Raw genomic sequence first — 25785 nt, forward strand, 5'->3', positions numbered from 1 at the left:
CTATATCATTCTTTGGAGGAGAGAAATCTATGAAAAACAAAATGTTAATTGTGTGGTCATTGGTCTTGGCAGTTTTATTAATCGGTTGCTCTGGAGAGAGTACAGAAGGCTCTAATACTTCAGATTCATCGCCTCAATTATCGAGTACAGAAGCAACAGGATCGACTGAAACAATTGAATTCTGGCATTCGATGGGAGGTCGTAACGGTGAATTAGTTGATGAAATGGTTGAACGCTTTAATGAGTCTCATGAGAATATTGAAGTAGTTGCTACATTCCAAGGTGGCTATGATGAGCTTGTCACGAAACTTCAACAAGCAGTGGCATCAAATACAGCACCGGAAGTAGCGATGGTTGAACGGGCGTATGTTCAAATGTTTGCAGATTCAGAAGTATTAGAAGACCTTACTCCTTATTTTGATGAATCAGGTGAAGATATTAATGATTTCTCTGAAGGACTTATGGGTCATTCATATTTTAATGATCAACTAGTCTCGCTGCCTCTTAATCGTTCTACTCCAATTATGCATATTAATAAAACAATGTTAGATGAAGAAGGACTCTCTATTCCTCAAGATTGGGAAGAGCTAAAAGAGGTTGCGAATGCATTGGTCGAGGAAGAAAGTGGAGAAATAACGCGTTACGGTTTAACAATGCCTTATGATACGTGGTACCCGATTGCTATGATTACACAGGCAGAAGGTAAATTTTTCAATGATGAAGGTACGTCAGTAGATTTTGTTGATAATGGTGTAGGAAATAAGGTTTTCTCTTTTCTAAAAGAAATGCAAGAGACTGGTGCACTTTATTATCCACCAGCTCAAGATTCAGGAAACATTACATCACAATTATTTAACAGTGGAAAAGTTGGCTTGTACTTTACTTCTACAGGATCAATCGGTGGTTTAGCTGAATCGGTAGATTTTGAATATGTAACGGCATTCCTTCCGAAGGATGAGGTATTTGCAACACCTACAGGTGGGGCAAATGTTGTTATGATGGAGGGAACTGAAAATAAAGCAGCTGCTTGGGAATTTATTCGTTGGATGGAGCTTGATCCAGAAGGGGCTTTACCGTTTGTTTTAGAATCTGGTTATCTTCCATTTACTGAAAGTATGACTCAATCTACTGAAATCCAAGAGCTTTGGGAAAATGAGCCAAACCGCAAAGTGGCTTACGAGCAGCTTGATTATGCAATTGACACGAATAAAGATGTTTCGTGGCCAGAGATAATGCATGAGTTTTTCTCGCAATAGAAGCCATTATGTATGATGATGAAGATATTGATTCAACCTTAGATAATTTCAAAAATGAAGCAGAAAGAATTCTAGCACAATAAATTGTAAAGAGGGGAAAAAGTTGATAGAAAACCTGTATACTAATACATCGATTTCGATTGCGGCTCACAGAGGTTATAAGTCTGCCTATCCCGAAAATACTCTATTAGCTTTTAAAGAGGCAATGGATCAAGGTGCAGACATGATTGAATTTGATTTACGAATGTCTAAGGACAAGCATGTTATGATCATTCATGATGAAACGCTCGACCGTACGACTAATGGATCTGGTGAAATTAGTAATTATATGTTAGCTGAACTAAAAGAACTAGACGCAGGATCATGGTTTGCACCACCGTTTGAAGGATTAAAAATTCCAACACTAATAGAGCTATGTGACTTATTAAAGTCTTATCCAAATGTGTATTTAAATGTAGAAGTTAAAAAAAGTGTTCACGCTAAAGAGGTCGTCGATAAGACGGTTGAACTATTAAAAAGCTATAATTATCTTTCTAGATGTGTATTTACATGCTTTGATGCTGACATTATTGCTTACATGTATGAAACGTATAATTTAAAGACGCAGGGCTTCTTAGAAGAGGTAATGGAGAATTTCGAAAAAGGAAGCAACGGCACCTATTCTAAAATGTGGGCTATCGGCATTAGTATGGATCTACTAACTCCTAGTGTTGTGAAGAAATGTAAAGAAATAGGATTAAGAGTAGGTTGTTATTGTCCAGATAACTATAAACAAGTTTATTATGCTTTAGGCTGTGATGTGAGTTTATTTACATGCAACAATCTAAAACCTGCAATGTCTGTTCGAAGACAAAACGTACCAATTAGCTAAAAATAAAAAGCCTGTCGACTTCTCTTCATAGAAATCGACAGGCTTGATTGGTGGATTCTAGAACAAGACATGACTAGAAGAACGCCAATAGAAAGTATTGAAATGAGCATCAATTATTTAAAAGATGGTTTTGTTAACGGAAAGTGATGATTGTTTGAATGTAACTATTTATAGTATGTTGAATATGTTTTGTACACAGTGATTAATTAATGGGCAATTCATTATGGTAATATGTATAGTCGTATATTTCGGTTTATTATCGAAATATACGGCTTATTGCATTTGTTCAAGGAGATCTCTCTGGTCATTAATAAATGAAACCTTATTAAATATGATACGTATATGATAGTAATATAGATCATTGAAGCTATGAATCAAACTGAATTCATCAGGCCCCAGTAACTTTTGAAAGGTAGGTGGAGTACATGAATAAATACATCATAAGCTTTCTTATTATAGCAGGCCTATTTTTAATTCCAACTACTGTATTGGCCGCTGATTATAACATTACAAACGTTGATATTTATGCCTATTTACAGGAGAATGGCGATGTTATAGTTGAAGAACAGCATACGTATGAGTTTAAAGGAAAATTCGGAGGGATTATTCGCGAATTAATTGCGAAAAATGAATCTGAAATTGTCAATTTTGAAGCTTTTGAAAACAACAAACCTCTTCAAATAGAGAGTGATAAAACAGAATATCGTATCCACCGTGAAGGGAAAGACGAAACGATTACGATCGATTTAGTTTATACGATAATCAATGGTGTTAATGTATATTCCGATGTTGCCGATTTTTACTGGCCGTTTTTTGATAAGGGGAATGAGTCCACTTATGGAAATTTAACCGTCTATGTAATTCCTCCAGAACCGACAACTGCTCTCGTAGCTTTTGGTTATGATGAGGCATACAATGCTGAAACCGTTCTTGACGACGGTCAGGTACAGTTTGCGATGGGAGAGGTCAAACGTAAACGGCAAGGGATATTCGGGTTGCATATTCTTCTGAGGTATTTCCTGCAAGTACTGTTACGGAGAATAAGCCTATGTATGATCAACTTGTAGCTGCTAAGCAAGATCTACACGAAAAAATATTGGCACGTGAAGAAAGGACAGAATGGCTCTCCTCGATAGGTGTCATCCTAGTTTCTGCATTTGCATTATTGCTGTTGTTCGTACTAGTTAAGGCATGGCTAGAAGGTAAAACAAACAAAACTGCTGTTATGAGAGAGTTGCAACATACGAAGACGGTTCCTAAAGAAACACTGTCATTACCAACGACTATATGTTTAATGAATTACCAGATGTTACTACCAGAATCAATCGTTGCAGCATTATTAGACTTAGTCCGAAAAGGACATGTAGAAAAGCTAGACGATGAACGCTTTCGACTTGTCAATAGCAGTCGTTTAGAAAAGCATGAGGAAAAATTGGTAAAGTTAATCTTTAAAGAGATCGGCTCGGGAGATGAAGTTGGCTTAGAAGATTTTAACCAGTATCTGAAAGATGAAAATAATCAAGAAACGTATTATAGATTAAAAACGGACTGGGAAAAAGAAGTAAGAGCTGAACTAAAGAAAGCGGGCCTTTATCAGAATAAAACGAAGTATCGTTTACTACTAGGAACGCTCAGCATTGTGCTAGTACCATTCATTATTTTATTCGCCGTTCATCATTTAATTACGTTAACAGTTACATCATTGATAATATGTGTAGGGCTGTTCCTATTTGCACTATGCTATCAACCTAAAACGATGAAGGGCTTGAAACTCATTCATGAATGGAGACGTTTTAAAGCGGAGTTTCCGAATATGTTGGACTCAACCTGGCAATCTTTATCTGAAGATGAGAAGATGCGTGCCTTTATTTTCGGGATAGGAATCAATGAAAATAAGCTAATCAAGAAAAATGAATCATTAGTACATGCCTTTCAACCTAATAAGAATCAAATGAGTACAGTCTATAGCTTTGATCCAACATGGTTAATCATTGCGACTGCAGCTACAGCTAATTTCCGTCATGCAGAAGAGAGTTCTAGTATGAGTCAAAGTTCAGGAGGATACTCCGGCGGCGGTAGTGGTGCTGGTGGCGGTGGCGGTGGTTCAGGAGCATTTTAATAAAAAGGGCCAGAAGCGCTCTCCAATAGAATTGGGAGCGCTGTTTAAATTGAAAAGGTCACGTTAATGTGAACGTTTTTTCCCTTATACCACTTTCTTAACAGATTTATATGGGCCTGATGATAGCGATTGTGGTCAGCCATATGCCAAAGTCCCCAGCGAATGGTCGCTTGCTTTTCATTTTCGTGTCCAAACGTAACGATCTTATGTAAGTCAGCAGCGGTTAATTGAGTACACACATCTTCCAACATATCAATTACCCTTGCATATTCAGCTAGTAACGTATTCAAAGATTGCCCCTTAATCATCGGTAGTTGATTATTTTCATCTATCATTGGTCCATACTTTTCCTCGAAACAATTAGGCAGTGGTTCTCCCTTTATTCGGTACACCCAATTCAGATCTACTAACGTAATATGTCGTATTAACTGAGCAGTGCTATTATAGCCGTTGTTTGGCCCTTTGTAATCTACCTCTTCTTGAGACATGCCTACAGTAATAGATTTTAGACGTTCGCTATTTTCTCTTACAGCAGAATATAACATCCCTACGACTTGGGACATGTTTGCTTCGCCCTCTAAATCGTAAATCATTGTAATTCCCCCTCATATCATAAACTCATAGAATGTGTTATTTAATAGTTTAACATTTAATATGTAATGAAATAAAAGAGTTGCCTCTTAGTTGGTTTAAAAAGGAACCGGTTAGGGACTTAATTGTTTACATTATCGAATTGTAAATCCCTTTTATTGAAATTTCACTATCCCATTACAATACTTTAATATTATTAATATAAATAGATAATTATTAAACTAGTTTTATAGAATAGAACAAGAGTTACTAGGATGAACCTTTGTATTTAAAGGTTTTATTAGATGGTGATTTCGAATTAATGATAATTTTACACTAGGTTAACCATACAACCGTGAAACTAGTTTAATATATGTGTCGAGGAGTGATAGAAATGATTACGATGAATGATGTTGCTAAAGAGGCGGGTGTTTCGAAGAGTACCGTTTCAAATGTGTTCAGTAAAAAAAGACCCATTAGTAAGGAGGTTACAGAACATGTTTTACAAGTAGCGAAGAAGCTAAATTATAAACCTAATTACTTTGCTAGAAGCTTAACAACTCGTGAAACAAGAATCATTGGCTTAAATATGACAGGAGAAAAGGTGAAATTTAGCCAGTTCCATCTCTCATTAATCAATGGTGTTTTACGAGAATGTTATGAAAGAGGCTATAGGCTACTCATTAATACGATTTCAGAGGAATTCTCCAGTCGTGTTGAATTTCAATCTTCAGACCCTGTTGATGGGGAAATTCTTTTAGATCCGCTTGAGAAGGACCTGAGGATTGAAGAGAGATTGGATAAAGGAAGCTCTATGATTGTTATTGGAAGAGCTTCAAGAGAGTATAGCAATGCTGTATCAATGGTTGACAACGATAATGTCGAGGCGGCACAGCTAATTACCGAGCACTTAGTTGAATTAGGGCATCAACACATCCTCTTTTTAAATGCTCCCAAAGATAGAACGGTAGCGATAGATCGTGAACAGGGTTACCGAAATATTTTATTAAACCAGTTTAATGAATGTAATCCGGAATTGGTTCTGTATAAGACTGATCAAATGACTTCGGTTGAATATGGCTATGAAAGTACAATAGAGATGCTAGAGAAACATCCGCAGATTACAGCCATATTAGCCGATACAGACAAAATTGCCTTAGGTGTTTATAGAGCGGCAAAGGATATGGGTATCTCCATTCCAAATGATTTGTCAGTTGCTGCATTTAGTGATGAATCTGTTTTCCTATCAGATTTCACTCCGGATTTAACAAGTATCAAATTGAATTCGGAGTTGCTTGGTAGTGAGGCAGCCAAAATGTTAATTGAGCAAATTCAATCTGAAGAAAAGGTTGTCAAACGAACGACTATTTCATCTCAGCTATGTGTTAAAGATTCAACATCTGTTGTGAAAAAAATGAACAAATTGGAGGAAATGATGAATAATTTTAAGCGCCATATTACTTTAGTTTTTGCATTATTTTTAGCTATTATATTAGGTGCCTGTAATCAACAAACTGAGTCAGCAAAGGATACTGCTTCAAATAACGTAGGCGATTCTGAGAGCGTAGAAGAGGAGAAAACACTTCGTATTATTACTAGTATTGTCGGAGGAAAAACTCCAGAAGAACATGCTGAATTTGAAAAAGAGATTGAACGACTAACAGGAATTAAAGTTCAGATGGAAAAAATCCCAAGTGATTACGATCAAAGTTTGCTTACATCGATTTCTGCAGGTGAAAAATATGACCTCATTTATATGACGAAACCAATGATGGATGTATTAGTCGAACAAGGAACATTAACAGAATTAACAGATCAGATTAAGAGTTCAGAGGTTTTATCTGATCCAACTGTCATTCCCGCTGAAGAGTGGGAGTTAATTACTTATGACGATGGAAAGATTTACAGCGTGTTTAATAAATTTGAAGGTGGGACGATGCCGACAGTGCGTCAAGACTGGATGGAAAAGCTTGGATTAGAAGAACCGACTACACTTGACGAGTATTATGAGGTACTGAAAGCTTTTACAGAACAAGATCCTAATGGAACAGGTAAAGATGATACGTATGGTTTAACAACTGCAGGTCTTTATGATATTCAAGGATTCATGAGTGCAGTAGGAGTAAAGGCTCGGTATGTTATTGATGAAAATGGCAACAGAAGTATTCCATATGCTACAGAGGATGCGATTCCTGTGTATGAATGGTTTGCAAAATTATATGAAGAAGGAATTCTCGATCCTAACTTTGCAACAAATGATGGTGGAAATATGCAGGAATTATTTTTAGGTGATCGTGTGGGAATGGTTACGTATTGGGATGCATGGGTTGGATTATTTAACAACATCCGTCTAAACGAGGACCCAGATACTGAATTTAGAGCTAAAGGATTAAATGGAGTACCCGGACCAGATGGGAATATTATGCTACGTCGTGGAGACCGAGTGTTTGGGCGATACCTGTCAATGCAGAAAACCCCGAGGTGGCGTTAGAGTTTTTAGAATTTTGGCACACAATTGAAGGAAATACGTTAAGTACTCTTGGAGTAAAAGACTTACATTATACAGTGGATGAATCTGGAAATTATGAGTTAACAGAGCTTGGGGAAGTTGCCAATATGGATCATGGCGTAGTGTTCCCGAACAATACGAATTGGGAAAACCCATTTGGGAAATTACCAGGTGTTGAGGAAGCTCAAGAAATTATTATGGCACATGCTCAGCCTGAAATCTCTACAGAAAACTGGCCAGATGCTCAGAAGATTGTTGAACGTTATGCATTTGCGGCAATTACAGGTGATTTGAGTGCGGATGAAGCTGTTGAAAAAATGCATTCAGAACTGAAAGCTTCAAATTTAATAGATTAATGAATTTGCTAAAAAAGGGGAGCGTGTTTAACAACTCCCCTTATCTTTTGCAGGAGGAAAATCATGCAGCTTATTAAACGTCATTTTTCCCTATATGTAATGATGATCCCTGTTTTTCTTTATTTCCTTGTTTTTGCTTATTACCCACTTGGGCGTGGATTTGTGATTAGCTACAGGACTTTCGTCTAATTGGAGACAGGCCTTTCATCGGTTTTCAAAATTATATAACAGTATTACAAGATCCTCAGTTTTGGAATGTGATGAATAATACGTTCATTGTTGGCGGAGGTTATTTTAGTTATTGGGTTTGCATTTCCGATTCTAGTTGCCATTGCCTTAAATGAGGTTACTAAAAACGTTCTTAAGCGATTCACCCAAACTGTTATTTATATTCCTCATCTATTTTCTTGGGTAGTGGTTGGGGGCATTTGGATTTCCATCCTATCCCCGGATGGAGGCTTAGTGAATGAACTGCTGAAATGGGCTCAGCTAGAACCTATTCACTTTTTAACTCAAGAGCGTTATGCACGCCCAGTTGTTATTTTTACAGCTATTTGGAAGGAAATGGGCTACATTTGCATTATTTACTTAGCGGCGATTGTAGGGATTAATCCGTCGATGTATGAATCAGCGAGAATTGATGGAGCGAACTTATGGCACGAAATTCGTTACATTACTCTCCCCCAGCTGATTCCAACGATGAAAATTGTGTTAATGTTAAACATCATGTCAGTCTTAAAAATATTTGACCAAATTTTTATGATGAGTAACCCTTTGATTGCTCATAAAGTCGATGTCATTATGCTCTACACGTATGAAAAAGGTATTTTACAGTTTCAAATGGGTGTAGCCTCTGCAGCGGCATATCTAGTTATTTTAGCCACACTTATTTTAACAATCGTAACCCGGATTATTATCCGTTATGACAAGGAGTGAAGTCTTTTGAGTACAACTATGAGTAAAAGGGGCAAATGGTTCCCAATTGTGAACACGGTCTTTTTAACGTTACTTGTCGTAACGATGATTCTTCCGATCATCAATACTCTTGCTATTTCTCTTTCTTCAGGAGTGTCTTCAATGTCTCCGGGAATTAAACTATGGCCAACGCAGTTTAGCTTTGAGGGGTATATCACTGTTTGGACGAGGATTGAATTGTGGAGGCCGTTTCTTAATAATGCCATCGTCACAATTACTGGCACTTTTTTTCATGTATTTTTAGCAGCATTAGCTGGATACGTTTTAATTCAAAAAGACCTTCCTGGTAAAGGCATTATGACGACATTTATTATCATTACAATGATTATTCCGGCAGAAGCAATCATGATTCCTTTATATATCGTTAATCGTGATCTTAGTCTTTTAAATACATTAACAGCTCTTATTGTTTCAGGTCTTATTTCTGGTTTTAGTATTTTATTAATGCGAAATTACTTTCACAGTATTCCTAGTTCGCTAGCTGAGGCAGCAAAGATTGATGGTGCTGGTCATTTTAAAATTTTATTTCTTGTTTTCATCCCACTCTCATTACCTGGTTTAGCAACTGTAACATTATTTGAATTTGTCAGTCGGTGGAATCACTTTTTGCCAGCTCTTCTCTATATTACTGATTCTAGTAAATATACTCTACAGGTTGCATTACGGTCGTTGATCTTAGAATCGGACGCGACGTCTAGCAGTCAATTTGTAACACCGAATGTTCGAATGGCCGGAATTATTATTGCGTTAATTCCTTTGCTAATTATTTATCCATTTATTCAAAAGTACTTTGTAAAAGGAATTACATCCGGAGCAACAAAGGAATAAAGGAGGGAACATTAAATGGAGACAATTAGTATACAAAAAAAATTGACCATTGAACCGACAGAGGAAGGAACATATAGTGAAGTACTATTTAACGTCCCTTTTCCTGCCGGGAGATTACATGTATCGTACCGAATTAACACAAAAGACTGTGTGATTGATCTTGGTGTTAAGGGCCTGATCGTGTAAGAGGATGGAGCGGGGGGGCTAGACAGGAGTTTTCCATAGAAGAGACGAAAGCAACTCCAGGTTATTTACCTGGCCCAATTCAAGAAGGAGAGTGGGCTGTTCTTCTAGGCAATTATCGTGTTCCGCAATTATGCGAGGTTGAGATTATTATTACGATAGAATCGCAACAACCTAAATGGTTAAAAGGAGATCTGCATAATCATACCGTTCATAGTGACGGTACCTATACAATAGAAGAAGTACTCTCACTTTGTACCGAAAAGGGATTAGACTTTGTTGCTTTGACAGACCATAACACAATTAGTCAAAATCAACATATTCCTCATAATCATTCAATAACGATGATTCCTGGAATCGAGCTCACGACTAACTTTGGACATTGTAATTTCCTGGGCTCCGATGATCCTATTTCGGATTTTCGGGCTACTTCAAATGAAGAAGTACGTTCGATTATTAATGAAGCAAAGAAAAATGGGGCAAAGACCGTCTTGAATCATCCTCATTGTCCAGATTGTGGTTGGCATTGGGAGTACGAAATGGGATTTGATTGGATTGAGGTTTGGAATGGTCCGTGGCGCAAAGCAAATGAAGACACCGTTCAGTGGTGGCACGATCAACTCTGTCATGGTAAACGAATTACAGCTATTGGAGGCAGTGATACACACAGGCCTCATCAATACATTCAGCACGGGATGCCGACGACTTGGGTTTTTAGTCAATCTAAATCGATGGCAAGTATTTTTAAGGGGATAAATCACGGGCATGTCACTTTGAGCTATTTACCTAGTGGCCCGTTTATTACCATTTCCTCAGATGATTACATGACAGGTGACGTTGTTATCATGAATGATGATACTGTTCAGGCAACAATACGGATTGTAAATATAGCTGAAGGCGATCATATAAAGGTCATATCTGATATAGGCATTGAACAAAACTTTAAGCATAATGGTGAGCCAACGATTGAATTTACTGTACAGGTAGAGATGCAACAATTTCTCCGAGTTGAAGTTTGGCGCTATTTTAAAGAAGTTAATCAGCTTCTAATGGCGGCAATGAGTAATCCTCTTTATTTTGAAAGGAACAAATAGGTAGTGAGTAACCTTCCTGTACCTTCCGTACAAACGAAGACAGTTGCACTAACGAGAGTTACGAAGGTCCTTCTTGCTATTATTTGTTTGAATGGCTTGGCTAATAGCTTATCAAATGTGTTTGTCAATGTGTTTTTGTTTCGGTTATCAAATAACATTTATGAAGTTGCTTTATTTAATTTTATTTCCTACCTCGTTTGGTTACCCGCCTTTGTATTTGCGGGCTGGTTATGTAAAAAACAGATAGACGTATTGGCTTGATTATAGGTGGGGGTTTACAGGTTCTATTTTACTTATTAATATTATTTCTTGCGGAAAAATCGATTGAGTGGATTCATTTACTTGGTCTATGTTTTGGCATTGGTTCCGGGTTCTATTGGTTATCGGTTAATGTCTTGTCTGTCGACTTAACCAACCAAGAAAATCGGACTTGGTTTAATGGTGTAAATGGCTTGTTCGGATCGTTATCGCAAATGATTGGCCCCTTTATGGCAGGGATTCTTGTATCAAAGTTGCCGAACTTGACTGGGTATAAAGTGATCTTTATGCTATCTTTACTACTTTTTATCGTGACGATCGTATTGTCGATGTTGCTTCCGGTTATTCGTTTAAAAAATCGTTTCCAATGGAAAAAAATGTACCAAGTAAATCGAAATAAAGAATGGAGACAGTTGACCTATGCCTTTATGGGACTAGCCTTTCGAGATGGAGTTCTATCCTTTGTAATACTACTATGGGTATTCGTTGTAACGAGCAGTGAGGCAATTGTCGGAAATTTTGCCTTTTTAACAACATTGCTTTCCGTTATTACTTATTATGTTGTAGGTAAATTTACGAAAAACACATCACAAAAATGGCTGTTAGTAATTGGAAATATAGGCTTAAGTGCTGCAATCTTCTCCCTAATAATTGACGTAAATTGGTTTGTCTTACTCATATATGGAATTATTTCGGCAATTTGTATTCCACTCTTTGAAGTGCCTTTTAATACGATGTCTTTGAATAATATAGCTAATTTAGACGAGAATGGATTAACAAGAGTTGAACTAGTTACATCAAGAGAAATTGCCTTAAGTGCGGGTAGAATTACGAGCGTGGGCTTACTAGTAATCGTCTATAGTTCATTGCAATCGGAACTGTTGCTTCAGTATTTCTTAGGGGTAGTAATTGTTGTTGGAATGACTCCGTTGTTGTTTATTCGGCGAATGAAGGAGGTTAGAAATTAACAATTCAACTGTAAATGTAGAGATGACTATAGTCTTAAAAGCGGATGTTATTATTGTGTTTATAGGCGGAGCCTTTTCTTTCGGGGAAGGGCTCTGCTTTTGTATTGATGAGCTTGTCTAGATACATTGAAATCTTAAAGTGTAGACGGTTCTAAATAGATTACTTGGAACCATTTACGCCCCTTTGCAAGCTTCATCGCATTATCGTTCTTCATTATAGTAATAGTCGGGGTGCTGTTAAAGGTCAAAAAGTGATCAATCACAACACCTCTTTCACGTATTGTTACGCTTCTTCATTTAAGTTGGTACATACCGGAGTGCTTATGTTACATTAAATTTAATGAAAATTAATCAGTAATGGGAGAATTCAACAATGGAGAAAATCATGATTGTAGAAGACGATTTAAAAATTGCACAACATTTAGTTTCTTTTATAGAAAAGTATGGATTTGTAGGCGTTGTAGCAGAGGATTTTGATGAGATCATGGAAACATTTCGTAATAATCAGCCTGATCTTATCTTACTTGACATTAATCTTCCTAGTTATGATGGCTATTATTGGTGTAGGCAAATACGCAAAGAGTCGATTTGTCCAGTAATATTTATTTCAGCAAGAACGGGTGAGATGGATCAAGTTATGGCTTTAGAAAATGGTGGTGATGATTTTATTACGAAGCCTTTTCATCCTGATATTGTAATGGCGAAAATTCGAAGCCAGCTCCGTCGTGCATATGGCGAATATTCAGCACGGTTTGATGAGAGGATGCTTGCACAAGATGGTCTACGCTTATATCCGGAACGATTAGAACTGCGATTTGGAGATCTCGTGACGACCTTAACAAAAAAGGAAAGTGATATTATCGAAAGCTTACTTGAGCGCTACCCTCGTGTTGCTGGTCGCCAGGATTTGCTTGCCAAACTGTGGGATGATCAAGCTTATGTTGACGAAAATACATTAAATGTGAATATTACTCGCGTACGAAAGAAGTTTCAAGAGCTCGGAATTGAGGATGCTGTTGAAACCGTTAGAGGAGCAGGGTATCGCCTAAGAGTTACTTGGAAAGAGGGAGAAGCATGAAACTGTTTCTTCGCGAGCATCTATTGTTGATCGTTGTACAGCTTATTCAATGTGCAATGATTATTGCCCTATTTTGGTTAGATGGCTATAAAGGGGTAGGAGTAAGTCTTTACGCTATATTTTTGTCATTAATTTTAGTAACTGCCTTTCTTTTTTATCGATACCTTAGTCGAAAAAATGTATACGAACGACTACAGAACCCGATGGGAACGTTAGATGAATCTCTTCAAACTACCGAACGAGCCCCCATTTCAGAAGCGCTCGATCATTTACTTTCATCTCAGTATCGCCTGTATCAAAAGGAATTACTAAAAGCCGAAGAAAGACAGGATGAGCATTTGTTATTTATGGATCGTTGGGTTCATCAAATGAAAACACCGTTATCTGTCATAGAGTTAACGGCACAAGCTCTCGACGAACCAGAATCATCTAGCATTAGAGAGGAAACGGAACGAATACGCAATGGCCTGAATACGGTTCTTTATATGGCTAGATTACGTACGATTGCAGAGGATTTTCAAATAAAGCCAGTCACCCTTTCTAAGCTTGTACACGAGGTGAACCAGGAAAACAAGCGGTTCTATATACGTCATGAAGTATATCCACAATTGAAGGAAGAAAGAGCAGTAATTACAGTGGAAACGGATGAGAAGTGGCTTTTCTTCTTATTAACACAACTCATCCATAATGCCGTTAAATATTCTACAGGTAAAACAAATCAGCTGATCATTTCTCTTTATGAAAAGGGAGGGGAAGCAGTACTAGAAGTGAAGGATTTTGGAGTTGGAATTCCGGATGCGGATAAGAAGCGGGTTTTTAACAAATTTTATACAGGAGAAAATGGTCGTAAATACCGAGAATCAACAGGGATGGGTCTTTATTTAGTAAAAGAGGTTGCTGCAAGGCTTGAACACCGACTTGAATTAGAATCAAAGGTTGGACAAGGAACAACGGTTCGGATTATCTTTTCCAAAACGCAAAACCTTACATCAATGTAAGATTCCTGAAAGCATAATCGATAGTTTCACGTTGTATGCTCAAGCTATACTTTGTCTAGAAACATTAGTAAAGGAGACTGATTATGCTTGCATTAATGAAAGTGAGTAAAATTTATAAAGGAAAAGTTGCCTATCGTGCCCTTACCGATATTGATTTAGAGGTTGAAAAAGGTGAATTTGTTGCGATTATGGGTCCGTCTGGTAGTGGAAAAACGACTTTGTTAAATATCATTTCTACTAACGATGCACCGACTACGGGTGAAGTTGAAATTGAAGGAAAAAATCCACATCGCTTAAAGAAAAATGCATTAGCAAAATTCCGGAGAAATGAACTAGGATTTATTTTTCAAGATTTCAATCTATTAAATACGTTGACCGTGGAAGAAAATATTGTTCTGCCTCTTACATTAGAAGGGACTCGTGTAAAAGAAATGAAGGAAAAAGCGCAAAGAATCGCTGAAAGTCTTGGTATTTCAGCAATCATGAAAAAGCGCACATACGAAATATCAGGAGGGCAGGCTCAACGGGTTGCGATTGCAAGAGCGATGATTCATAATCCTAAGCTGCTATTAGCTGATGAGCCAACCGGAAACCTTGATTCGAAAGCGTCAAAAGATGTGATGGAAATGCTTGCATCTATTAATAAGAAGGAAAAAACAAGCTTGTTAATGGTAACACATGACCCACAAGCGGCAAGCTATTCGGACCGAGTAATTTTTATCCGTGATGGTAAGCTTCATTCTGAAATTTATCGTGGGGAAAATAGACAGGCGTTTTTCCAGAAAATTATTGACATGCTTTCGTTGATGGGAGGCGATGGCCATGACTTTTCGTCAGTTCGCGTTTAATAATGTATTACGTAACAAACGGCTGTATTTCGCCTATTTCCTTAGCAGTATGTTTACAGTAATGGTCTTTTTCACATTTGCGATATTTGCTTTTCATCCAGTGTTTTCTGATGGTTCCATTGACCAAAATGCAATAATTGGAATGGGCGTTGCAGGTGGGATTATTTATGTGTTTTCTTTCTTTTTTGTTTTATATTCAATGAGTTCCTTCCTACAGTCAAGAAAAAAAGAGTTCGGTTTGTTGATCATGCTAGGGGCGTCAAACAGGCAAATTCGATTGTTAGTTTTTTTAGAGAATATTGTCATTGGTTTTTTGCGACAGTCGGTGGAATTTTGGCTGGCCTCGTATTTGCAAAGGCAATTCTATTAGTTGCTGAAAATGTACTAATTGTTAATGAAGCACTTGATTTTTATTTTCCGACATTAGCGATCGTTGTAACATTTCTGAGTTTTATCGTTCTATTTTTCTGTATTTCGTTATTTGTCTCGTTTATCCTTCGTACGAAACGGTTAAATGATTTGATTAAAGGAGAGAAGCAGTCGAAGGGAGAGCCGAAAGCTTCCATTTTACTTGCAATTGTTGCAGCACTACTGCTGATTACTGGTTACTTCACAGCTCTGTATGTGAAGGGTGTATATGTTGTCTATGTGATGATTCCAGTCGTAATTGTTGTCACAATTGGAACGTATCTCTTATTTACGCAATTGAGTGTCTTTATTATCCGACTTTTGAAAAGAAATCAGCTTGTTTTCTGGCGAAAAACGAATATGCTCTTGTTCTCTGATTTGTCGTTTCGCATGAAAGACAATGCGAGAACCTTTTTTATGGTAGCAATCATTTCAACGGTTGCATTTAGTGCGATTGGCACACTATATGGATTTCAATCGTACCTTACAAAGGAAATTAAAGTAGTTAATCCTTATAGCTTTTCGTATACGCCGTATCAAGAAGATAATCAAGAAGTCATTGAAAATGATATAAATAAAGTGAATGCTATCTTAGATGAAGAAAATATAGAGACAAAGATGGCAGAAATAGAGTTACATTATTTTGAATTACCTGTGCGAAATAGGGAAGTGTTAATTGCCAAAGCATCGGACTACAATCGATTTGCAGCATTAATTGCCGAAGAGGAGTTATATCCTGAGGAATATGAGGCAATTGTAGTGGAGCAGAGTGGAGCTATATTAATGCAAGGTCAAAAGGCTAGTGAAGCATTAATGAATACGACTATACGATTAGAAAATGGACAAGAAGTTTTCCCTAGTCGAGTAGTTGATACTGAAGTGTTACCAGAAATAAACGGATACTATGTTGTAAATGACAAAATATATGAGCAGCTTAGCTCACCTTCTAGAAGTAATGTAGGTGCTGTTTGGCAGGCAAGTGAAGGACAAACAGATCAAGTGATTGATGCAGGCAGAAAAATCGAAGAGCAGATAGGCTATAAAGTAATTGCCATAGACCATACTATTTATACAATTAATAAAGCATTTGGACCTATTCTATTTATTGGTTTGTTCATCGGAATTGTCTTCTTCGTTTCCGCCGGAAGCTTCCTTTATTTCCGACTGTTTACTGATTTAGATGAAGAAAAGCGGAAGTTCCGCTCGATTGCCAAAATTGGTTTGACACAATCTGAGTTAAAAAAGGTTGTTACGAGACAAATTGCGATTCTCTTTTTCTCACCAATTATTGTCGCACTCGTTCACGGAGCCGTTGCACTTACAGCTTTATCCCACTTTTTTGATTATCATTTAATTATTGAATCGACTCTAGTGTTAAGCAGTTTTGCGGTCATTCAAATTATATACTTTTTACTAGCACGTTATTTCTATTTGAAGCAAGTGGAAAGAGCGGTGCTATAAGAGATATAGTAGACAAAACGCCTTTGAGATGTTGATTCTCAAAGGCGTTTAAACGTTATTTTTTCTATTTTCTGTTGGTGACACTGAAAGATGTGTGTTTCTCCAGTGCCAGTTGGCTAATTTTTTAGGTTCATGGCAGCAAAAACAAGCATCGCTTGCATAAATCCAAAACCTAAAAACAACGATAGGCCACATTCTTTTCAATCTCTTTGATCGTCTGGTGCATCGACCGAATACCGAAGGTATATTGAATAAACACCATTTTCACTAAGACAACTGGATCGAATTGGACGTCTAGTCAGAAGAATAAAGTTCTTTTACTCAAACTTCATCGCCTGATCTAATTTACGAACAAGATGGTCTTCTGTCTCTTATTTGAGGAGAAGCCAATTTCCTTTTTGGCACTATACAAAGCGGACGGATGGGAGGGCCGACTCCTGCAGGAGGAAAGGGCAGGTTGAAATCCACCGGCGTGCCGCTTAGTTCAACGCCCTCCTGCCAAAGCGTGCCCCCCCATCCGGTAGCGTGGTCGGAGGACGATTTCCTGGCTCAACTATTTTTGATTGGATAAGCATTTAAGAGGTAGAAATTAAAAAATGGAGTCGTTGTCCTCAAAAAATTCGTGCGTGATTTCACTTTTATCCATGAAGGCGACTTGTTACAGTGCAGGCAAATGAAATTAGAAAAACCTTTTCTGCAGAATAACGAATGGTTGTTATAATGGAAAAGAAGGGAAGTGACACGAATGCTTATTGTGCTAATACTGCTACTAGTTGCTTTAACAGCTCAAACGGTCTATTTCATATATTATAAGAATCAAATAAAGGATATAGGTAATCAATTGGCGTTTATTTCACAGAATAACTCGTTCAAAATGATTCAGACGCAAATCAAACCTAAGGAGATCAATCAATTAATTGATTTATGCAATACGTTGCTTCGCCAACAGCGAGAATGGAATCAAGACTTTATGAAGAAAAATGAAGAAATGAATGCAACGATTGTAAGCCTATCCCATGACATACGTACCCCCCTAACATCACTAGATGGCTATCTTCAGCTTGCCGAGCGAGCCCAGAATGTGAAAGAGAAATCACACTATATAACGTTAGCACAACCGAGAATTAAACAAATTAATACGTTAGTCGATGAACTGTTTCTATATACAAAATTACAGAACAGAGATTATACGTTGGAGCTTGATTCAATTGATATTGGAACTGTGTTACAAAAACGACTCTTCTCATTTCTCGATGAATTTTCGAAACGCGGTGAACAACCGAATATCACTCTCCCTAAAGCAGCTGTCCATATTAATGGTAATGAAATCGCATTAGAGCGTGTTTTTGATAATATTATTAAAAACTATTTTATACATGGGAAAGATCGTTTCACGGTTCGGTTTCAAGAAACTGATGTTAACGTGTTATTTCACTTCTCTAATTCGCTCAATGAAAACCAATCGATAGAGATAGACAAATTATTTACCCGTTTTTATAAAGAGGATCTCTCACGTTCAAATCACTCTTCTGGACTTGGACTAGCAAACGTGAAGTCGCTTATGGAGAAAATGCACGGATCTGTTTATGCTGAAGTTCATGATCATCAATTTTGTATAACTGTTGTATTTAAGAGAATAGAGAAAGCTTATAAACAGATGTGAGGAGAAGAATATGGCTACGATTTTAATTATTGAAGACGATGTGGATATTAATAATATAATCTATGAAATGCTTAACAATGAGCATTTTCAGTGTACACAAGCTTATTCCGGTAGTGAAGGGAAATTAATCATATCAAGTCAGGAATTTGACCTCATCATTCTCGATCTAATGCTTCCTGGGTTATCTGGAGAAGACTTTTTGCATCATATTAGAAACAACATAGCATCAGATACACCGTTATTGTCTTGTCAGCAAAGGAGAAACTTGATCATAAATTACATCTATTTGAGTTAGGGGCTGATGATTATGTAACGAAACCATTTGAATTGGAAGAATTATTAGCGAGAATTCACGTCCATTTAAAGAGAAGAACAGGATCCGTCGGTTTATGTAAACATAAAAATTTGCAAATCGATACGGAAGCAATGAGTGTGAAGGTTCATCATGTCGAGCTGAACCTTACTAGACAGGAGTACAAAATTATTGAGACTCTTATGAAAAACCCAACTCGCTTGTTTACAAAGCAGGAGCTATATGAACGAGCTTGGGATGATGCGTATATTGGAGAAGACAAGACGATCACGGTTCACATTAGCAATATCCGCAGTAAAATAAGGTGTCATACAGAAGAGGCCTATATAGATACGGTGTGGGGCATTGGCTTCAGGTTAAGTCCATGAAGATTCTTTGAACTTTCTTAACCTTTTCTTTGCGATGTATAAGATCTTCTTTGTTACATTTTAGTTGAGGGAGGTGCCATACAAATGTCACAGACAATGATTGAAGTGAACCAGTTAACGAAAACATTCAAATCGAAAGTTGCTGTTAATAAAGTCGATTTAAAGATTGAAAAAGGAGAAATTTTTGGTTTAATCGGGCAAAATGGAGCGGGGAAATCTACGTTATTGAAAATGATTGGTGGACTCACTTTTCCGACATCTGGAGAGATTTATTTGTTTGATCGTCCTATCAAAAATGACCACCCATATTTCGAACGTATGGGATTGCTCATAGAGGATATTGGACTATTTCCTAATTATTCGGCCTATGAAAACTTACAATTAATCGCGATTGGTTATGGATTAAAGGATTATAGCAAAGAAATAAATGAACATCTTGAAGCAGTTGGTCTTGATGCAACGAGTAAGACGAAGGTTAAGCATTATTCTATGGGAATGAAACAAAGATTAGGGATTGCTGTTGCCTTAATGGGAAGTCCGGATGTGTTGATTTTAGATGAACCGATCAACGGCTTGGACCCACAAGGTATATCTGAGATACGAACGTTGATTTTGGCACTAAACAAAGCGGGCATGACGATTATTATATCGAGCCATATTTTAGAAGAGCTATCGAAAGTAGCAACGAAATACGCAATTTTGCATAATGGAGAAATTCTAGAGGTGCAATCAAAAGAGGAATTACTGCAAAAGTGTCAAGATCGAATTGAATTAGTCGTTGAGGAAGTTAGTGTGGCTGTCACAATTCTCGAGCAGCAGTTGAATATTGTCAATTATAAGGTAGGAGAAAATCGAACGATATTTATCTATGATATGCATATGAAACCTTTTCAAATAGTCAACGCCCTAGTTAAAAGTAATATAAAAGTCCATTCAATTATCGAGCATAAGCAAAGTTTAGAGCAATACTTTTTGCAACTAACAGGAAGTGAGGAGAAGCCTCATGATAAATATTCTTAAAATGGACTATCAACGCTTTAAAAGTAATAAAGTAATGTATATTCTGTTATTGCTATTTATCGGTTTTCAAATTTTCGGGGTATTTATGATGAAGCAATATGAAGAACCGATTGAACATGGAGGAATTTCAGTCAGCACGATGAATGAAAGTCAATTTCTGCAATTGATGCTGTCACAACCACCTTCCTGGTTGTTGCTGTATATCACGGTTTTTACTGTATATTTTTATATGAGTGAATATCAATCTGGCTTTTACAAAAATTATCTATCATTAAAAAATGCAAGGATTTATTCTGTCATTTCAAAAATAATGATAATCGGTGCATTTACGTTGCTAATGTTCGTTGCAATGATTATTTCTGATTTAATCGGAAGATCGCTATTTTTTCATCATGCAGCGATTGGTGATTTGAGTTATTTCGTTAATTTGCTAATAGGACAGTTTTTACTGCATTGGGCTTTTGCATTATGATCTTATGTATAACGATCATTGCTAAAAATGTAATTACGAGCATAATCATTGGTGTAGTTTTAGGATTCAATGTTTTAGGAATGGTCGTTAGTGCTATTGAAGCGATTACTTTTAATAGCAATCTATCGTCCTATATGTTAGTTAATACGATCACCATCCAAAAAGATTTTGACGATATTGGTGATATCAGACATGTTGTTAGTGTTGCGATCATTTTCATTCTACTATTCTCTTTTATTTCAGTAAGATATAAATCGAAAGAGGACTTGAAATAAGAGCTACAATGACCTTCACTTTGTAAGTGTATGAATTTTTCATACCTAACAAATACTATCGTCATCGACAATTATAGGGTGGAATGAACCGATGATATTTAGATTTGGATACGTCTCAACGGCACTTTCTCTATGGGAAGCTTCTCCTTCTCGAACGTTAACGTTTACAAATTGGTCGAAAATGGAAAAGGGAGAAAGAGAAGAAAAGCTGCTTTACCTGACAGAACAAAATTTAAAAACGACGATCCGTATCCTTCATTATAATATTGCTCACGGCATTGATCTGTACCGACTGTCCTCTTCTCTTGTACCACTTGCCACACACCCAGAAGTAAAGTGGGATTATGTTACCCCCTTTAAAAATCTATTTGAAGAAATAGGAGCCCTCGTCAATCGATATAAGTTACGTGTCAGCTTCCATCCGAATCAATTCACATTGTTTACTAGTCCCAAGGAGCATGTTACAACAAATGCTATCATTGATATGACTTATCACTATACAATGTTGGAAGCGATGGGCCTACATAAGGATTCTACATTAAATATTCATGTGGGAGGAGCATATGGAAATAAAAATGATGCTCTCATTCGATTTAAGAAGAACTTTGTAAAAATGGATGAGGCGATTCGCAAACAAACGACACTTGAAAACGATGACAAAACGTACACAGCAGAAGAAACGCTACAAGTTTGTGAAGAGCATAGAATTCCTTTTGTTTTTGATTATCATCATCACTGGGCCAATCCGACAGAAACACCTTATGAAATGTTACTGCCACGAATGTTTGCAACATGGGAGCGGACAGGAAAGCTACCAAAATTTCATTTATCCTCTCCGAAGTCAGAGAAATTAATTCGAGCACATGCTGATTACGTTGACATAGACTTTGCGATTCCTTTTATCAAAGCTTTAATAGAATATGGGCAATCAGCAGATATTATGATAGAAGCGAAAGCAAAGGATAAAGCAGCATTAAGATTCGTCGAGCAATTAAGCAAGTTACGTGGGTTTAAACGAGTGGCTGGTGGTGTGATTGAGATTTAGTTCGTTAAAATTGTTTGATTACAAAATGAAGAGAACATGTGAGAACCGCCTTTGAATCTCAAGGGCGTTTTTGTTGTGATTTTTACCCTATAATGGATTTTACTGAAGTATAATGAATGTGTTGAAAACGTAGCTACTGAAGTGAATTAGAAAGGATGATCATATGTCTGAACGATTAATTAGGCTCATTCGAGTTATTAATCTCATACAATCTAGTCCTGGGATTAAAGCGAAAGAGCTGGCTGAACGGTGTGAAACGACAGAGAGAACGATCTATCGAGATTTAGAAATGTTAAGTGCTGCTCGTGTTCCTATCATAAGTGATGGATATGGGAAAGGGAATCGTTTTGTCGGGAATTTCTCTCTGTATCCTCTGAATTGGACAGAGGAAGAGGCAGTTGCATTCGGGATGATGCCAAAGATTCTTGCCCCCGTTTATCATCTCATTCCACCAGCCTATTTTACTGCATATGAGAAGGTAATGGCTACTCATCAAAAAGAGAAAAACAATATTCAAGATATTCTTCAAAAAATGGTCTCTATTATCCAAATGGGTACACCTGCTTTCAATAAGCAACAATCTAACTTCCTTTCTCCTGTCATTCAGGCGATTATGAAAGAAACAACGATTGAAATTGTTTATCATACACAAAGTCGAGATGTGACAACAGTCCGATTAATTGACCCATATTATTTAATACCACGAGATCATAGGTTTTATTTAATCGCTTATTGTCATCAGAAAGACGAAATACGTACATTTCGTTTAAGCCGAATTCTTGAAATAAAGGAAACAGATCGGACATTTAAGAAAAAAGAGAATTTCAATGTGAAAAAGTATTTCCAACATACTTGGTCAATCATTAAAGGGGAAGAGAAAATTACATTTAAAATTTTATTTAGCTCAAATGTTGCACGCTATATAAAAGAAGAGGAACTTTTTGTAGAGCCAAAGCTCAAGGAAAGAAGTGATGGCAGTTTATTGTTTGAAGTGACATTAAATCATGACCGTGAGTTTCTACAATGGCTAATGCAGTATGGGAAAGACGCGGAGATACTAGAGCCGGTTATGTACCGAAAGAAGATGAAGGAAATGTTAGTTGAATGGATAAATTTATATTGAAGGAACATTTGTTTGCTGACAAAGTGTTGTCAAATCCTCCTGTTATTCTATTAAATGTAACGAATAATTACTAGGGGGAGTTATTTAATGAAGAATATTATTTTATTATTCATGTTGTCTATTGTTGTTGCGGTTTTCCTTTCAGGATGTGGAGAGACTTCAATTGAACCAGTCGATGGGGATACGTTGACTGATGAAGGACAAGAAGTAGGGGATGAAGGGAAGGAAATAAAGGATGAAGGAGAAAAAGAAGAGGAACCGGAATCAGAGAGTTCTGAAGAAGATACAGAAATCGGTACACGATCAAAGCCATTAACGATTGGCGAGCGTATCAGCTTACAGTATAATGACTTTTTTGATGGTGATGTACATTTAGAAATGGAATTGTTAGAAGTGATAAGTGGGGATGAGGCATGGGGAATGGTTAAAGAAGGAAATTCATTTAATGATGAGCCAGGGGAAAATCAGGAATATGTCCTAGCAAAGTTTTATGTGAAGGTACTAGAAGTGGAAAATGAGCCGTTTGATCTTAATCATGCTCAATTTGATGCTGTTAGTGAAAGTGGGAATGCTTATGATGAATTTCTTTCTGTTTCGGGCTTAGAACCTAATTTATCCAATGAAATGTATGAAGGTGCAGAGCGTGAAGGATATACGTATTTTTTAATTGATCAAGATGATGAGAATCCTTTAATCGCATTTAAACGCCGAAGTGATGGAGAAGTTTGGTTTGAATTGAAGTAAATTTTGTATGCCAGCTGACCTTTAGTCGGCTGGTTTTTAGCAATTTATAAAGAAACTAGATCGTTTTAAACATCTTGGAAATAAGGTTGCCCCCTTTAATAAGAATCGAGATAGAATGAATAAGATTAAAAGGACGGAACGTATGGACTTTATTCTTTTCAACTAGTATAAAGTAGGATTATTTTCAATTGGAGGAAAACAAAATAAGTAATTCATAATTACCTAAAATATGGTATAGTATTAGTTGGTGAATATCCTAATTAATTGGGAGTGTTGGATATGGCTAGTGAAAATTATAAACTAAAAACAAGAGCCTATAAAAATGCATCATTTGTTTTTTATTGATCTATGTTATGACGGTTATAGTTAATGATATGTTCGTAGGGTTTGAAGGCTTAGATTATAAGTTTATTTTATCATTTGCTCTATTATCTATGGTCATCACATATTTTGTCACAATTTTTACAGGTAAAGTAAAGGAAACATGATGGTGAAGCAATCGTTATATATTAAATGTTGAGTATGTATAGATGAATTTTATTACGTTTAACTATTGGATAGATCAAGTTTAATGTGGAGGTGTTTGTCATGAATTGGGTGATCGGTATCGGCATTGCACTATTATGTATGGTTGTATTAGCGATGGAAATAGCAACAGATGCTGATAAAGGAAGAGGATCATATTTTCTACAATTTAAAAAGTCATTTCTTTTTGTAGTACCGCTTTTTTTGGTAGGTGGAATTATTTTTTTATACTAATAAAGACGCTTAGGTTAGAAATGACACAAGGTAGTAGCAACTTGTTGGCAAGAGTATGAGCTTCATATCATCTTCAGTAAGCTCGAAGTCAAATATTGAAAGATTCTGAAACTGCCGTTGAGGTGATGAAGACTTTGGAATGACTACAGCACCTAGTTGATAATGCCAGCGTAAGACGATTTGTGATACGGGTTTTCCATGATTTTTGGCTATATCTTGAAGTGTTTTATCACCTAATAGGCCATGTCCCCGGTAAAGAGGGCTCCAAGACTCGGTAACGATTCCATTGTTCTCGTGCCATTGTCTTTGCTCTTCTTGATTAAAAAATGGATGCAGTTCAATTTGATTAACGGTAGGTAAAATACCAGTTTCCTCTTTAAAACGTTCGAGATGCTCAGGAAGGAAGTTACTAACCCCAATTGAACGGATAAGTCCCCACTTTTGTGCATCAATTAAAGCTTGACAAGCCTCGACAAATTTACCTTGTTTCGGATTAGGCCAATGAATGAGATAAAGGTCAAAATAATCAAGACTCGCACGATATAAAGATTCCTGAATTGCATTATCCGCATCCTTATAGGAGTGATAACGACCAGGAAGCTTAGAAGCAACTTGAATTTGCTCTCTAGGTACAGACGATCGTTTAATCCCTTGTCCCACAGCTCCTTCATTTTCGTATTTGTAGGCTGTATCAATTAAACTATAGCCTAGTTCAATTGCGTTTGCAATGGCCGTTGCCCCCATGTTACCGCGAATGTCATATGTACCTAAACCAATCACAGGAATTTGATTTCCATCGTGTAACGAAATAGTTGGGATTGCCGTCACTATTGTCACGTTCCTTGTCAATATGTCTAGTTCTTCTATGTTCACTTAGCTTAGCATATGTCACCTTGTTATGAAATATTGATGTTCAAGGAAAAAAACGATACGCCCTATCTTCGTAGGAAGGACGTATCGCAATGAAAACTTTATACGAGTTTCTCTCGTCTAACAAATATAATGCAGATGTAGCCGAGTAAGATTAGCAAAATACCAACGAATGCGATATTAGCTGAATTCGTAGCTGTATTAGGAAGTTTTTTGGCTTCTGTGTCATCCGTATCATCTTGATCTTTTGGCTCCTCATTCGGTTGATTCGGATTAGTTGGCTCGACAGGCTCGATAGGCTCGATAGGCTCGACAGGCTCGACAGGCTCGACAGGCTCGACAGGCTCGACGGG

27 protein-coding genes and 3 pseudogenes are annotated in these 25785 nt (G+C 37.0%); 26 read left to right on the top strand and 4 right to left on the bottom strand.

All coding sequences use genetic code 11. The features are described from left to right. Positions 1-29: 29 nt before the first annotated feature. From JCM19034_RS17015 to JCM19034_RS24275, 4 genes are all read left to right on the top strand, one after another. Positions 30-1256, top strand: a complete 1227-nt coding sequence (locus tag JCM19034_RS17015; protein WP_231687011.1) for an ABC transporter substrate-binding protein — start codon at positions 30-32, stop codon at positions 1254-1256. A gap of 103 nt (positions 1257-1359) precedes the next feature. Continuing rightward, positions 1360-2127, top strand: coding sequence for a glycerophosphodiester phosphodiesterase family protein (locus tag JCM19034_RS17020; RefSeq protein ID WP_062051636.1), 768 nt, complete (start codon positions 1360-1362; stop codon positions 2125-2127). A 425-nt stretch (positions 2128-2552) separates the two neighbouring features. Next, the gene (locus tag JCM19034_RS24270; RefSeq protein ID WP_062051638.1) at positions 2553-3194 is read left to right on the top strand and encodes a DUF2207 domain-containing protein; all 642 of its coding nucleotides are present in this window, start codon (positions 2553-2555) and stop codon (positions 3192-3194) included. Continuing rightward, the gene (locus JCM19034_RS24275) at positions 3176-4246 is read left to right on the top strand and encodes a DUF2207 domain-containing protein (protein WP_062051640.1); all 1071 of its coding nucleotides are present in this window, start codon (positions 3176-3178) and stop codon (positions 4244-4246) included. Before JCM19034_RS24270 ends, JCM19034_RS24275 begins: the two co-directional genes overlap by 19 nt. A gap of 44 nt (positions 4247-4290) precedes the next feature. Here the strand turns inward: JCM19034_RS24275 and JCM19034_RS17035 are convergent, their stop codons facing one another. Continuing rightward, entirely contained in the window at positions 4291-4839 is a 549-nt protein-coding gene (locus JCM19034_RS17035; RefSeq protein ID WP_062051642.1) for a DinB family protein, read from the bottom strand. 371 nt (positions 4840-5210) lie between these two features. Between JCM19034_RS17035 and JCM19034_RS22435 the strand changes: the two genes are divergently transcribed. From JCM19034_RS22435 to JCM19034_RS17090, 12 genes and pseudogenes are all read left to right on the top strand, one after another. Beyond that, positions 5211-7307 carry an extracellular solute-binding protein gene (locus JCM19034_RS22435; RefSeq protein WP_197276437.1) on the top strand — a complete coding sequence of 699 codons (2097 nt, stop codon included), beginning with the start codon at positions 5211-5213 and terminating at the stop codon, positions 7305-7307. Continuing rightward, entirely contained in the window at positions 7298-7681 is a 384-nt protein-coding gene (locus JCM19034_RS21955; protein ID WP_062051644.1) for a hypothetical protein, read from the top strand. The genes JCM19034_RS22435 and JCM19034_RS21955 overlap by 10 nt, the downstream gene beginning before the upstream one ends. 276 nt (positions 7682-7957) lie before the next feature. Then, entirely contained in the window at positions 7958-8617 is a 660-nt protein-coding gene (locus tag JCM19034_RS17050) for an ABC transporter permease subunit (RefSeq protein WP_231687012.1), read from the top strand. Between the two features lie 6 nt (positions 8618-8623). After that, positions 8624-9484 carry a carbohydrate ABC transporter permease gene (locus JCM19034_RS17055; protein WP_231687013.1) on the top strand — a complete coding sequence of 287 codons (861 nt, stop codon included), beginning with the start codon at positions 8624-8626 and terminating at the stop codon, positions 9482-9484. A gap of 15 nt (positions 9485-9499) precedes the next feature. Then, positions 9500-9670, top strand: coding sequence for a hypothetical protein (locus tag JCM19034_RS21960; RefSeq protein ID WP_156324036.1), 171 nt, complete (start codon positions 9500-9502; stop codon positions 9668-9670). Positions 9671-9825: 155 nt separating this feature from the next. Then, positions 9826-10761, top strand: coding sequence for a CehA/McbA family metallohydrolase (locus JCM19034_RS17060; RefSeq protein WP_269431723.1), 936 nt, complete (start codon positions 9826-9828; stop codon positions 10759-10761). A gap of 3 nt (positions 10762-10764) precedes the next feature. After that, entirely contained in the window at positions 10765-11022 is a 258-nt protein-coding gene (locus JCM19034_RS17065; RefSeq protein WP_062051648.1) for a hypothetical protein, read from the top strand. Further along, a complete protein-coding gene (locus tag JCM19034_RS17070; RefSeq protein WP_062051650.1) occupies positions 11019-11987 on the top strand; it encodes an MFS transporter in 969 nt (322 codons plus the stop codon). The genes JCM19034_RS17065 and JCM19034_RS17070 overlap by 4 nt, the downstream gene beginning before the upstream one ends. A gap of 373 nt (positions 11988-12360) precedes the next feature. Further along, entirely contained in the window at positions 12361-13065 is a 705-nt protein-coding gene (locus tag JCM19034_RS17075; protein ID WP_062051652.1) for a response regulator transcription factor, read from the top strand. Then, complete coding sequence (locus JCM19034_RS17080; RefSeq protein WP_062051654.1) at positions 13062-14063, top strand: sensor histidine kinase; 1002 nt, start codon at positions 13062-13064, stop codon at positions 14061-14063. The genes JCM19034_RS17075 and JCM19034_RS17080 overlap by 4 nt, the downstream gene beginning before the upstream one ends. An 83-nt stretch (positions 14064-14146) precedes the next feature. After that, entirely contained in the window at positions 14147-14911 is a 765-nt protein-coding gene (locus tag JCM19034_RS17085; RefSeq protein ID WP_062051656.1) for an ABC transporter ATP-binding protein, read from the top strand. Then, positions 14886-16780 (top strand): annotated as a pseudogene (locus JCM19034_RS17090) (FtsX-like permease family protein). Before JCM19034_RS17085 ends, JCM19034_RS17090 begins: the two are co-directional and overlap by 26 nt. Before the next feature lie 175 nt (positions 16781-16955). Here the strand turns inward: JCM19034_RS17090 and JCM19034_RS21965 are convergent. Then, positions 16956-17063, bottom strand: a pseudogene (locus JCM19034_RS21965) (transposase); the annotation flags it as partial. A 462-nt stretch (positions 17064-17525) separates the two neighbouring features. Between JCM19034_RS21965 and JCM19034_RS17095 the strand changes: the two are divergent. The 10 genes and pseudogenes from JCM19034_RS17095 to JCM19034_RS21970 all read left to right on the top strand — a co-directional run bounded on the left by JCM19034_RS17095 (position 17526) and on the right by JCM19034_RS21970 (position 24562). After that, the gene (locus JCM19034_RS17095) at positions 17526-18443 is read left to right on the top strand and encodes a sensor histidine kinase KdpD (RefSeq protein WP_062051658.1); all 918 of its coding nucleotides are present in this window, start codon (positions 17526-17528) and stop codon (positions 18441-18443) included. 67 nt (positions 18444-18510) lie between these two features. Next, a pseudogene (locus JCM19034_RS23525) lies at positions 18511-18734 on the top strand (response regulator); the annotation flags it as partial. Between the two features lie 204 nt (positions 18735-18938). Further along, complete coding sequence (locus JCM19034_RS25280; RefSeq protein ID WP_370622161.1) at positions 18939-19124, top strand: winged helix-turn-helix domain-containing protein; 186 nt, start codon at positions 18939-18941, stop codon at positions 19122-19124. An 84-nt stretch (positions 19125-19208) separates the two neighbouring features. Then, entirely contained in the window at positions 19209-20144 is a 936-nt protein-coding gene (locus JCM19034_RS17105) for an ABC transporter ATP-binding protein (protein WP_062051660.1), read from the top strand. Beyond that, entirely contained in the window at positions 20128-20616 is a 489-nt protein-coding gene (locus tag JCM19034_RS17110; RefSeq protein WP_062051662.1) for an ABC transporter permease, read from the top strand. Before JCM19034_RS17105 ends, JCM19034_RS17110 begins: the two co-directional genes overlap by 17 nt. After that, positions 20613-20891: a hypothetical protein gene (locus tag JCM19034_RS17115; RefSeq protein ID WP_062051664.1), complete on the top strand. Its 279-nt coding sequence runs from the start codon at positions 20613-20615 to the stop codon at positions 20889-20891. Before JCM19034_RS17110 ends, JCM19034_RS17115 begins: the two co-directional genes overlap by 4 nt. 91 nt (positions 20892-20982) lie before the next feature. Beyond that, positions 20983-21936 (top strand): UV DNA damage repair endonuclease UvsE, encoded by a 954-nt coding sequence (gene uvsE, locus JCM19034_RS17120; RefSeq protein WP_062051666.1) that lies wholly within the window; start codon positions 20983-20985, stop codon positions 21934-21936. 163 nt (positions 21937-22099) lie between these two features. Beyond that, complete coding sequence (locus JCM19034_RS17125) at positions 22100-23059, top strand: YafY family protein (protein WP_062051668.1); 960 nt, start codon at positions 22100-22102, stop codon at positions 23057-23059. 87 nt (positions 23060-23146) lie between these two features. Continuing rightward, positions 23147-23803 carry a hypothetical protein gene (locus JCM19034_RS17130; protein ID WP_062051670.1) on the top strand — a complete coding sequence of 219 codons (657 nt, stop codon included), beginning with the start codon at positions 23147-23149 and terminating at the stop codon, positions 23801-23803. 588 nt (positions 23804-24391) lie between these two features. Beyond that, positions 24392-24562 (top strand): hypothetical protein, encoded by a 171-nt coding sequence (locus JCM19034_RS21970; RefSeq protein ID WP_156324037.1) that lies wholly within the window; start codon positions 24392-24394, stop codon positions 24560-24562. Positions 24563-24571: 9 nt separating this feature from the next. Here JCM19034_RS21970 and JCM19034_RS17135 read toward each other — a convergent pair whose 3' ends face one another. Next, positions 24572-25393 carry an aldo/keto reductase gene (locus JCM19034_RS17135; protein WP_062051674.1) on the bottom strand — a complete coding sequence of 274 codons (822 nt, stop codon included), beginning with the start codon at positions 25391-25393 and terminating at the stop codon, positions 24572-24574. A 140-nt stretch (positions 25394-25533) separates the two neighbouring features. Next, positions 25534-25785, bottom strand: a 252-nt coding sequence (locus JCM19034_RS17140; RefSeq protein ID WP_156324038.1) for an LPXTG cell wall anchor domain-containing protein, incomplete at its 5' end; no start/stop codon positions are given.

The sequence above is a fragment of the Bacillus sp. JCM 19034 genome, from assembly GCF_001310635.1.
Lineage (GTDB): Bacteria > Bacillota > Bacilli > Bacillales > Bacillaceae_D > Halalkalibacter.